This is a genomic window from Argonema antarcticum A004/B2 (assembly GCF_023333585.1).
GTDB lineage: Bacteria > Cyanobacteriota > Cyanobacteriia > Cyanobacteriales > Aerosakkonemataceae > Argonema > Argonema antarcticum.
The window spans coordinates 1-11,735 of the sequence record NZ_JAIQZN010000028.1; the positions used below are offsets into that span (position 1 = coordinate 1).

9 protein-coding genes are annotated in these 11,735 nt (G+C 47.4%); 3 read left to right on the forward strand and 6 right to left on the reverse strand.

Annotated elements, in window-relative coordinates; genetic code table 11:
* Positions 1-81: 81 nt before the first annotated feature.
* The gene (gene cysH / locus LAY57_RS14130; RefSeq protein WP_249067419.1) at positions 82-813 is read right to left on the reverse strand and encodes a phosphoadenosine phosphosulfate reductase; all 732 of its coding nucleotides are present in this window, start codon (positions 811-813) and stop codon (positions 82-84) included.
* A gap of 253 nt (positions 814-1,066) precedes the next feature.
* Positions 1,067-3,208, reverse strand: coding sequence for a Calx-beta domain-containing protein (locus tag LAY57_RS14135; RefSeq protein ID WP_249067420.1), 2,142 nt, complete (start codon positions 3,206-3,208; stop codon positions 1,067-1,069).
* Between the two features lie 350 nt (positions 3,209-3,558).
* Between LAY57_RS14135 and LAY57_RS14140 the strand changes: the two genes are divergently transcribed.
* Together LAY57_RS14140 and LAY57_RS14145 are read left to right on the forward strand one after the other, a co-directional pair.
* Positions 3,559-3,840, forward strand: a complete 282-nt coding sequence (locus LAY57_RS14140; protein ID WP_249067421.1) for a glutaredoxin family protein — start codon at positions 3,559-3,561, stop codon at positions 3,838-3,840.
* Positions 3,841-3,927: 87 nt separating this feature from the next.
* Positions 3,928-5,406, forward strand: a complete 1,479-nt coding sequence (locus tag LAY57_RS14145; RefSeq protein WP_249067422.1) for a UDP-N-acetylmuramoyl-L-alanyl-D-glutamate--2,6-diaminopimelate ligase — start codon at positions 3,928-3,930, stop codon at positions 5,404-5,406.
* Between the two features lie 92 nt (positions 5,407-5,498).
* Here the strand turns inward: LAY57_RS14145 and LAY57_RS14150 are convergent, their stop codons facing one another.
* On the reverse strand, positions 5,499-6,302 hold the full coding sequence (locus tag LAY57_RS14150; RefSeq protein WP_249067423.1) for a DUF928 domain-containing protein: 804 nt from the start codon (positions 6,300-6,302) through the stop codon (positions 5,499-5,501).
* Between the two features lie 258 nt (positions 6,303-6,560).
* Here LAY57_RS14150 and LAY57_RS14155 point away from each other — a divergent pair, with 258 nt between their 5' ends.
* On the forward strand, positions 6,561-6,785 hold the full coding sequence (locus LAY57_RS14155; protein WP_249067424.1) for a hypothetical protein: 225 nt from the start codon (positions 6,561-6,563) through the stop codon (positions 6,783-6,785).
* Here LAY57_RS14155 and LAY57_RS14160 read toward each other — a convergent pair.
* The 3 genes from LAY57_RS14160 to LAY57_RS14170 form a co-directional block, all read right to left on the reverse strand.
* A complete protein-coding gene (locus LAY57_RS14160; protein WP_249067425.1) occupies positions 6,771-8,720 on the reverse strand; it encodes a CHASE2 domain-containing protein in 1,950 nt (649 codons plus the stop codon). The genes LAY57_RS14155 and LAY57_RS14160 overlap by 15 nt on opposite strands.
* A gap of 67 nt (positions 8,721-8,787) precedes the next feature.
* Complete coding sequence (locus LAY57_RS14165; RefSeq protein WP_249067426.1) at positions 8,788-9,006, reverse strand: hypothetical protein; 219 nt, start codon at positions 9,004-9,006, stop codon at positions 8,788-8,790.
* A gap of 200 nt (positions 9,007-9,206) precedes the next feature.
* Positions 9,207-11,708: a two-partner secretion domain-containing protein gene (locus LAY57_RS14170; protein WP_249067427.1), complete on the reverse strand. Its 2,502-nt coding sequence runs from the start codon at positions 11,706-11,708 to the stop codon at positions 9,207-9,209.
* Positions 11,709-11,735 lie beyond the last annotated feature (27 nt).

The window sequence follows — 11,735 nt, forward strand, 5'->3', positions numbered from 1 at the left end:
CACTGACCACTGACCACTGACCACTGACCACTGACCACTGACCACTGACCACTGACCACTGACCACTGACCACTGACCAAATTAAATGTGAATTCCACACTCAGTTTTACCAGTTCCCCGCCAGCGTCCGGCGCGTTCGTCTTCACCTTGGGCAACTTTTGTGGTGATAGGTTCATCGCCGATGCTGGGATAACCTTGGTCGTGCAGAGGATTGTATATCATTTTATGCTCAGCCACATAGGCCCAGCTTTCCTTGCGAGTCCAAGCTGCGATCGGATTTACCTTGATCCGGTGCTTGATATCGTGTTCAAATATGGGCATATTGGCGCGAGTTACAGCTTGGTCGCGGCGACGACCAGTTATCCACGCCACAGCTTCTAATTCTGCCAAACCCCGTTGTAGGGGTTCGATTTTGGTCACATAGTGGAATTTTTGAATGTCTCTGTCCCAAAGCGCATCGCCAAAAGCTGCTGCAAAGGCTTCGCGAGAGTCAATGTCGGGAACCTTATAAGTTCTGAGATCCAGATTGTAGAGTTTAATCGCTTTTTCTACTAGCTCTAGGGTTTGGGGAAAATGGTGCAGCGTGTCTAGAAACATCACGGGTACAGGCTTTTTAGGCTTGAGTTCGCGGTAGAGAATATCCGTGATTACCAAGTCATCGACGTTAAAAGCACTGGTTTGGACGAATTTGGTGGGGATATTCGCCACACACCAAGCCAGAATTTCCCTGGGATGCGCTCCTTCAAAGCGTTGGTTGAGTTCATCCAGGTCAAGATTGTCAATTTGTACCGGAGTTTCTAGAGAGTAAACCATGCTACCTTTCGACTTCACTTTCCTTAATGTTTTCTTAAATCTATTCTACCCTAAATCCACATAACCCGATCGGGTATTGGGATTTATTTGATGCAAATTAGGATGAGTATTAATGCTCATCTGTCAGGATTTTATCATATCTTTAGAATTTGAACAGATCTTTAAGGGCGATCGCCTTTCTCTCCTATGTGGTCTGTGATGCGATCGCACCGGAGACGAACAGTGGGCGGCACCAAACATCCCTCACGGTTAGCTAGAACAAATAGACTGCCCCGCCGCCTTCCGCACCAGGCGCTCCAATCAGGATATTGTTGCCAATACTCTCTACCGTTGTACCGAAATTACTATCTGCCCTGGGTGTCGGGTTTAGGAAAGTCTGGAGAAGTGTCCCTGTAGCGTTGAACAAGTATGCCACTCCATTCCTGGGAACAAAGCCTACGTTGTCGACTACTGCCCCGATGAGAACGTTGTTGCCTACGGCCGCTACAGCGTTACCGAACCCATCTTTATCGCCTGGAGCTGGATTAAAAAAGCTTTGCAATAGCGATCCAGTGATGCCGTCGAACAGGTATGCTGCTCCAGATGCGGCAGAACTGTCGTCTGATAAGCCCGTATCGTCGGCTGATGCCCCAACAAGAACGTTATTGCCTACTACTGCCAGTGAATTTGAACCTAGTAAATAACCAAATCTATTTGGTGTCGGGTCAAAGAAGTCCCGCAGTAGGGAACCAGTGGTACTATCAAACAGATAAGCACCTTGGGCTTTAGACCTTTGACGATCGATTGCCCAAACCAGGGCATGGTTCCCCAGTGCTAGCACCGATAAGCCAAAAAGTTCAAAGCTATCCGGTGTCGGGTTGCGGAACGTTTGCAAAAGCGCACCCGTAGTACTATTGAACAGATACGCTTCCCCAGTTAAGCTTGTCTCGATCGTGCTGTTACCAGATGCCCCAATCAGGACATTATCGCCCAGTGCTGCCACTGCTGAGCCAAAACCACCACCCAAGTCGTTAAGGCGACTTGGATTCAGGAAAGTTTGCAAGAGCGTACCCGTATTGCCGTCGAACAGGTATGCCGCTCCAACGTCTGTACCACCCGTATCGTCACCAAATGCGCCGATAAGAACGTTGTTACCTACGAACGCTACCGAATTACCGAAATAATCATTCCCATTAGGCGTCGGATTAAGGAAGGTTCGCAACATAGCACCTGTAGTGCCGTCAAATAAATATGCAGATCCAGGAACATCAGCAAAGTCTATACCAGGTGCGCCGATGAGGATTTTGTTATCCGCTACTGCCATCGATGCGCCAAATGCTTGGCTGGGGTTTGGCGTTGGGTTGCGGAAAGTCCGAGTTGGAATAGAGATGGAATCATCATCCACAATCTCTAAAACTGCGGTAATCTGCCCTCCGATTGTGGCGTCACCAGTGGCATTTTCCAAGCGCAAACGAATCTTCTCGGTGTACTCGCCTTCAACATCATTCATGATCGGAATTGTTATCACCTTACTCGTCTCCCCTGCCGCAAAATTCACCACAACTGGCGTATCATCATAGTCCCAAAACCCGCTCGTCCCACGATCGTAAGAAGTCACCATCACGCTCACAGCACCATCAGAGCTATCCGTGCGCGTCACCGTTACTGCCGTCACTGGCGTGCCATCCTCATTCACCCGGAAAGTCGTAGCACCAAACGCCAAAGTACTCGGACTAACAAAATCAGTCGCGTCGATAAGGCTGCGATTAACGCCCTTCAAAACCGCCAAAAACTGTCCGTTCGCAGCATCCTGAATAATCGTATCAGCGGCATTATTGCCAGTACCTTGAAAGACATTCAGAATTGACAAACTTAACCCTTCGATTAACCTAATATTATCTGCACCATGCACGTAATCGGTAATAATATCCGCCTCAGCTACAGTCGCACCGCCAATTCCTTTACGGAGAAAGAAAGTATCTAACCCATCTCCTCCAGTTAAAGTATCTATTCCTTTGTCGCCATAAATAAAATCATCACCAAGGTCACCCGAAACCAGGTCATTGTCTTGACCGCCTCGGACTATATCGTTGCCTTGTCCCCCTGAAATAGTATCATTGCCAATATTGCCATTGATGACATCATCCTCAGAGTTACCAAAAAGTAAGTCATCGCCAATATCGCCAAACAGAGTATCGAAACCAAGTTCGCCTAAAACTAGGTCATTGCCTTTGCCTCCCTGCACTAGGTCATTGCCATCGCCACCAGAAACGGTATCATTTTCCTGATTGCCATTAATTACATCTGCACCTTGATTGCCTAAAAGGCTGTCATTGCCTGCTGAACCTAAAATAAAATCTGCTTCTGGGGTGCCAGTAAGTGTATCGTTCCCTGCTGTACCGAACAAATCTGCCATTTTCGATCTGCCTCATCACAGTTAGAGCTATTTGCGATCGCATTGTAGTCTCTATGTATGCCTGCCTCAAACCCATACATCTGTCAGAAACTTGTTTACGCAAACCACATATGATTGATTTAGGCAAAGAGGCGTTACCCTATCATAGTGAGTGGGCTACGCGAACTCTCGTCTGCCTACGTAGCAATGAGAATTTTAGCCAGGTGTGGATAGGCTTTGCATCTGTAATCCCTCATGATGGCGTTTGGCTACATAAGTCCCGATCGTATAGCAACCAAAATAAAGTTTACCTCCCGCTTAATACTCACGACCGATTACCATAAAATTTATCCTTGTGATTGCTAGCGCAAATGCGATTAATTCTGTACGGCAAGCCTGGTTGTCACTTGTGCGAAGGCTTGCAAGAAAAGCTGGAACAAGTGCAAAATATAGATTTTGAACTAGAAGTCCGCGATATCACTACCCGCGAAGATTGGTTTGAAGCTTTTCAATATGAAATCCCTGTCCTGTTTAGAGTTCGAGTTGAGCGTAAGACGATTGAAGAACCGCTACCGCGTCCTTCGCCTCGCGCCACGGTGCGGCAGTTGGAGCAAATGCTACAGAAATATCTGGTGAATAATGATTCAGAATAAGCGTGGATCTGGCGTCGAGCCCGCTGGTAGAGAGGGACGGGTAAGATATCCATCCCAGAAGAGTTAGTTATGTGAGGAGTTGTTGATATGAAGCTGCGAGATATATTGGCAAAGGTTTCCAGTATAATAGAATTGCCCAAGGAACCGGCTCCAGACTTGGAAGTGACTGGTTTGAAGACTAATTCCCATGCTTGCAAACCTGGAGATCTTTTTATCGGAATGCCAGGGACGCGGGTAGATGGCGGAGATTTTTGGCCCAGTGCGATCGCATCTGGTGCTGTCGCCGCCCTCGTTTCTCCCCAAGCAGCCCAGAAAGCAGCGGGAGAATCTCTCGTTATCCCGGCTGATGATATGATTAAAGCTTGTGCCCAAGTGGCAAATGCTTTTTACGATTATCCCAGCCAAAAGTTGAATATGATTGGGGTTACGGGCACTAACGGCAAAACCACAACCACCCATTTAATTGAATTTTTCCTCAATAAAGCCCAGCAACCTACTGCTTTAATGGGAACGCTTTATGCGCGTTGGCCGGGATTTGAGCAAACAGCAACTCACACGACACCTTTTGCGGTAGAATTACAAGCACAACTAGCATCAGCGATCGCAGATGGATGTCAAAAGGCAGTGATGGAAGTTAGTTCCCACGCCTTATCCCAAGGACGAGTAATGGGTTGTTCTTTTGATGTCGCTGTTTTTACTAACTTGACTCAGGATCACCTGGACTTCCATAAAGATATGGAAGATTACTTTAGCGCCAAAGCTTTACTGTTTAATTCCGATTATCTCAAAGGTCGTGCAATCATTAATTTGGACGATCCTTACGGTCAGCGATTGATTTCTCAGTTAAAGCCAGACCAGGTTTGGAGTTATAGCGTCACTAATTCTACCGCAGATTTGTGGACAAGCGATTTAACTTATGAACCAACTGGTGTTAGCGGTAAACTGCATACTCCCAAAGGGGAAATTGCTTTCCGTTCGCCGCTGGTAGGTCAGTTTAATTTAGCGAATTTACTCGCAGCAGTGGGAACAGTTTTACATCTTGGTTTGGATTTAGAATTTGTGGTATCTTTGATACCGGAATTCCCTGGCGTACCAGGACGGATGGAACGGGTACAAATTAGTCCAGACCAAGATATCAGTGTAATTGTAGATTACGCCCATACGCCGGATAGCTTGGAAAATTTACTGAAAGCGGCGCGACCTTTTATACCGGGAAAGATGATTTGCGTGTTTGGTTGCGGAGGCGATCGCGATCGCACTAAACGTCCTAAAATGGGTGGTATCGCCGCTCACTTGGCTGATAAAATAGTCGTTACTTCGGATAACCCGCGCACGGAAGATGCAGAGAAGATTCTCCAAGATATCCTTGCTGGTATTCCAAAGTCAGTTAATCTGACAGTGATATGCGATCGGGCCTTGGCCATTCGCACCGCTATTCTAGAAGCTCAACCTGGAGATGGCGTTCTGATTGCTGGGAAAGGTCACGAAGATTATCAAATTCTCGGCACCGAAAAAATTCACTTTGACGATCGAGAACAAGCACGCGCAGTCCTGTCTGAGTGCTGAGTAGTCATCAAAGAATTTCAGATTTTAGATTTAAAATTTGTTTTGAATTTTAAATCTGAAATCTTAAATCTGAAATCTGAAATTCTCTTCGCCTAAAGTTGCGCTAAGCGTTCTATTCCTGAAATCTGACTCAATCCACCCTGAGTCAGCAGGGCGAGAAAATCAGCCTTGATAGATGGATCGTTGGGATTAGCAGTATAGCCAGTTGAAAGCGCTTGCAGAGCATCGTACCACAATCCTGCTTGAGCGTAAATTCTGGCATTTTCTCGTACTGCCTGTGGAGAAGAATCGTCTGTTTTTACTGTCGCCAGTTTTTGAGCAAGTTCCGGATTAGGAGATCGGCGCTCAATCCAACTTTGCACAAAGACATTGTTAGAGGGGCGATTAGAATCACAAATTAGGGAGACCGACCAGCGATATTTTTTCCCGGCAGCGAGTTCTGGTAATTCTTTGGGTAATTGCACCTGTATAATCCCGGCTTGGGATACCTGCATTTGTTTGACGAACACGGGTTCCGCTACCCCCGGTTCTACTAAGGCAAACTCGACCGGCACCGATGTTTTATCAGAGACATACCATGAAAACGTGGGATGACCCGATACAGTTTGTCCGTTGTGGTCGTTAGGAACCAACAAAGCTACGGTGACAGGGACAGACTGAGGACATCCCCGCGAACCAGCACCTACGCTAGTTTTGGGCGTTCCCCGACTGGGCGGAACGTATTGAACAGGAGTATCTGCCCAAGCTACAGAGCTTAAACCCAGATTGGCTGAGGGATACCTGAAAGTTTGATTTAAAGCGGCATCCCATGAGCCGATCGCTGGCATCAAGAAGATTGATGCTGCTCCCCCTACTACTGTGGCTAATTTGCGAGCTTTAACAAACGTATCTAACATATCCCACTCTTGACTTTAAGAATTGTATTTGATGTTACGGAGGATTAGGCATCCTAGAAAGCCTGACCCTATTCTATATTGTATTTTTTATGTATTTCAGAATAGGGTATTCTACTTTACTTAAAGAGTATAACAGTTTATAGATAGCCATATATAAACATTTAACGAAAATTATGATCAACCATATAAAGTTAATGTAATACGCAGTGATATAGCCACAGTCAGATATGTTAGGACAGTATTGAGTTATTCCCCGCCTTGCGTGGACTGTCTTTACACTCAGCACTCCCCACTCCCCACTCCCCACTCCCCACTCTCCACTCCCCACTCAGCACTCAGCACTCCCCGCTCAGCACTCAGCACTCCCCACTCTCCACTCCCCACTCTCCACTCAGCACTCCCCGCTCAGCACTCAGCACTCCCCACTCTCCACTCCCCACTCCCCACTCAGCACTCAGCACTCCCCGCTCAGCACTCAAGTAGGACTTGGTAAATGGGTGTCATCTGTTCCCGTCCTTTGAGTTGTACACTAGCGATCAACTTGGTGACAAAAGAACCGTGAATATACTGATAAGTTTCTTCATTGATCAAAATCCGGCAGAGGCCACCATCAATGGATTTATCGTAACTTTCTAGCCGGGCTGCCACATTAACGCTATCGCCAATTGTTGTGTAGTCTAGCCTTTGGGAACTGCCGAGACTGCCGGTAACGACTGTGCCGGTGGCAATGCCTACGCGCATGGCAACTATGGGGCGTCCCTGAGTTTTCCACAGTTCATTCAGTAATTCTAAGGTAGCCCCCATTTGCAAAGCGCAATGAACAGCTGCTTTAGCGTCATTGGCGATCGCATCTTCTGTGGTACTGGGAATGGGAACGCCGAAAACAGCCATAACTGCATCGCCGATAAATTTATCGACCACGCCACCATTCGCTAAAACCAACTGGGACATTGCCTCCATATATTCGTTCAGCCAAGACATCAGCACTTCCGGCTCAAGATTCTCGGCAATAGTACTAAAATCTTTCAGGTCGGTAAACAGCACCGTTGCTGTTAGTCTTTGTCCTTTAAGGCGTCCGTCATTGAGAAACTGGTCGCGATCGCGCCAGATTGCTTCAGCAATTTGGGGATTGACGTGACGTCCAAACAGATTCATCACAGTTTTTCGGTCTTGTCGCTCTATCTGAGCAATGTAAGCTACGATCGCCACAGTAGAACTTGAAAAACTCAATATTGGTGGAATCACTGGTATCCACCAACTATTCAAAAACGCTAAAAAAGAACCGCCCAGCAAACCAGAAATAGCAACCAGTGCAGATCCAGCCGTCCACCGCCAGCTTTGCAGCTGCCAACTCAAAACGGCACCAACGCAAGACCACAAAAAAATCCACCCATACTCCAGCGGATCGGGCCAAGTTTTAATCAAGGAACGTCCTTCTATTGCTGCACTGAGGATTTGGCTGGTTAAATGAGCGTGAATTTCCACCCCTGTCATGCGTTGCACTGAATCGCGGAGACCGCCGCTGTAGGGAGTATAAAAGAAATCGTTCAGGCTGGCGGCGGTAGGACCGATTAAGACAATGCGATCGCGAAGCGGCGCGGATGCGCGATCGCGCACCAAATCTGCGGGTATGCGATTTGCCAAGATATCCATCATCGAAACAGTAGGGAAATTCCCACTCCGCCCCCGAAAATTCAACAATATTTGGTAGCCACCCGCATCCGCACCTACATAGCTGCCATCAGACGCTTCAAACGGGACAAACACCGTCTTACCAAGCTTTAGAGAACCATTCTCTGCCGACTGGGGGGTAATACCTTCAGCTTGCAGATAAATCATTGCCAGACTCAACCCCAAACTGGGTATCGGGTTTTTATTCTCCGGTGTCAGAAATAGTACGCCCCGACGAATTTTCCCATCCGAATCTAGCACCACATCATTAGCTGCCACCCTACCCAGGCGACTCAATACCGGCGACGGAGAAATAGCCAAACCACTCTCATTTCCCACGACTTTCTCAATTCCAATCAAGTTTGGTGTAGATTCAAACACTTTCACCAATTCTTGATGACCGGATTCGACTGGCAAATCTCGATACAGATCCAAAGCGATCGCTCTTGGCTGCTGTGCTTTGATCTTCAAGAGCAATTTAGTCAGTATTTCATCTGAAATCGGCCACTTGCCAATCCTTTTAAGATCGGACTCATTAATGCCGACTATAACAATTCGGTCATCGATCGCCTCGGCTGGACGCCGACGATAAAATTGGTCAAGCGCTGCCCATTCCAAAGATTGCAACAAGCCTGTTAAGCGCAGGATAATAATTAGCCCTGTTACCGTGGGGGCTGTAAATAAAACGCCGCGCCACTCCGAAATTTTCCGTTTCAGTTTAGCCGTTGGATTTTTGCTAACATTCATTAACAATGGCATCGGTTGTCTAAAAAAAATAACTCTCTTATCTGTGTTTATCTGTGTTCATCTGTCTTCATCTGTGGTAAAAATTTAACTCTCGATGACAACAGACAATTTCTCGCATCACGCTTACGCTACCGATGCAACCGGACATCATATCATTCGGTGCATAAAATAGCAGTCTTGTCAAGCTACCTCTCCAAATTTGTTCAATAGACTGCCGAAAAGAAGTGACGCGATCGCAGTGAAATTTTGGATTTTTTAGGGATGTCTGGGAGATCGAACTAGACAATACAAGGGTTTCAGACTATTTAAATAGATAAATTTTGATTTTTGATATAGTTAGGCCAATTATTATTTTTGTCAATATAGCTCAAATGACGCAGATTCGTCAATAGATGAAACAAATTCTCAAGTATTTTTCGAGGCGATCGGCACTATTGATTGAAATTTCAAAACAAAATAAATTAAAAAATTAGTTATCCTAATATATCAAGGTGAATGACAAATTAAGTTATTGGCAGATGCGATCGCACTCATCTGGTTTGATGTTACCAGCATAGTGCGTCCATCTGGCGTGACCACGATACCTTGTGCTTCTTCAATAGTGACAGGGGAAGACAGGGGAGAACTGGGGACTGGTAAAGTTTGCTTTCCCACACCCCCCATCCCAGAGACTCCTGCCAGAGAATACCAGCCGCCCAGAGCGTCGTAAGGGTTGTTCGGTAAGCCACCGCTGCCGGTAAATGCAAAGCGACTTTGTTGCCATCTTACGGAACAAGTTTGGTTAATCAGTCCGGTGGTATCTACCAGATTTGGGGATGATTCGACTAATCGAGAAGCGCGGTTTACATCAGGAGTGTTGATGGTGACAGTGCCGCTAAACTCGGCTCCTCGTGCAGAAGAAGCGGTGATGTCACTCTCTGGAGTATCTAAAATCGATGCGGGGCGATACTGGGTGCCAAAGATGCCTTGTGTGTTGATGGTAACTTTACCGCCGCTGGCGTCTTGTGCATTGGCATTGATATCGCTATTTTCCAAAGCGACTAAGGTGTCTGCGTTGATAGTGATATTGCCGCCTGTGGCCGTGCCTTGGGCGTTTGTTGTAATATTACTGCGTTGACGCAAGATTAAGGAAGAAGCGAACAAGTTAATATCACCCCCGCCCGCTTTGGTTTCAGCTGATAAGCTGCTAGAGTTGGAAAGTAGGATAGAGTCGGCATAGACAGTCAGTTTGCCTGCTGTTCCTAGTCCTGTAGTGCTGACAGTTACTTCAGCACCATTTTCGATTGTCAAACTAAGAGTCTCAATCCTCAAAGAACCCGCCGCCAAGTCGCTTGTAGATAAAGCACGCAAACCGCTCTTAAACTGACCTTGAGGGGAAGTACCAATCAATTCCACTGTATCCGTTGCTCTGACGGTCAAATCTCCGGCTTTTCCAAAACCAGTTGTTTCAGATGATACCTGCGCCCCATCGACAACCCGCAAGCGAGCTGTTTCCACCGTCAAATTACCCCCATCGCCTGTGGCTTCCGGTAGGACTGAAGTAAACAAGCCGCTGGAGTAGAAACCGTTAGGAGAGGTGCCGATCAGTTCCACCGTGTCGGTTGCCCGCACTGTAACAGAACCGGCTTTTCCAGAGCCAAAACTACCAGTTGCTACCGCTGCTCCATCGACAACCCGCAAGCGAGCTGTTTCCACCGTCAGATTGCCCCCATTGCCTGTAGCTCCTGGATTGACTGAAGCAAACAAGCCGCTGGGAAGCCGATCGCCTGGTATAGTGCCAATCAGTTCCACAATGTCGGTTGCTCTGACCGTCAAATTGCCAGCATCCCCAGCGCCAAAGGTATCAGCTACTAACCCTGCCCCATCAGCTAAGAGCAAGCGATCGGTTTCAATTGTTAAATTGCCCGCCTTGCCTGTGCCTCCTGCTTGGACGGAAGTAAAAAAGCCGCTGGCAAACAGACGATCGCTAGCAGAACCTAGAGCTTCCACCTCTGATGCGCGGACGCTAAGTGTTCCCCCCGCTTCTGCACCTTGGGTGAGTGCCAAAATAGCTGAGCCATCGGTCAGCATGACACGCCGTCCGGCAACCTGAATATTGCCGCCACCTTCTCCACTGGCATCGGCAGATGCCGCCATTGCTAGACGGATATCCTGAAAATTCTCAACTCCAGCGTAATCCAACGCCCACATACTGCCGCGAGTTGACGGGGAGGTTGGGGGGAGTGGAGTCAGCGTCACCAAACTGCCTGCGCCAACGCTGCCTAATTCGATTCGTCCTCTAAATGCGGTGAGATTTCCTCCCTCCAAAATCACGTCACCGCCTACTAGGGCTAAAGTTTGACCGAGTGGCACCATTAGTCCGACGGGTCGGTTTTTTGTCTCGATCGTATAAGTAACGGCATCGAAGCTGAGATTGTTACCCGCACCCCGCACGAGAATATTTCCCGGATTAGGCCCAAATGCTAAGCCGATCGGTGTATTAATCGTCAGTAGTGGCGGTGCAGAGGGATTGGTGGCGCCAAAAAAGCTGCCATCGCTAAACTTGATGCTGCTGGCGGTACTGCCAATAAATGAGCCGCCGATATTCAATGAGGCATTAGGGCCAAAGATAATTCCACTAGGATTAATTAAAAATAAGTTAGCAGTGCCGTTAGCTCTAATCAAACCGTCAATATGGGAAATAGATCCCCCGGTGACGCGACTAATAATATTGAGGATATTGACGGCATCGTTGTTGAAGTAAGCACCAGAACCTGTGGGGATGGAGAATTGGCTGAAGCTGTGGAACAAGTTTTGTCCCCGCGTCGCACCCCCATCGATTTGATAATTGCCGTTTGTCGTTGTGAGGCGAGTGTTTTCCGATCCCAAGGTGGTATCGGGGATAACTTGGGCTTGAGCTGCAAAGGCAGAAATTGCGATCGATCCCCCAAGCAGAGATACACTCGCCAATCCGATCGTCCAACTCCAAGACTTTCTCAAAGCACTCATCTAAATATAATGATTCAAATGCTACGG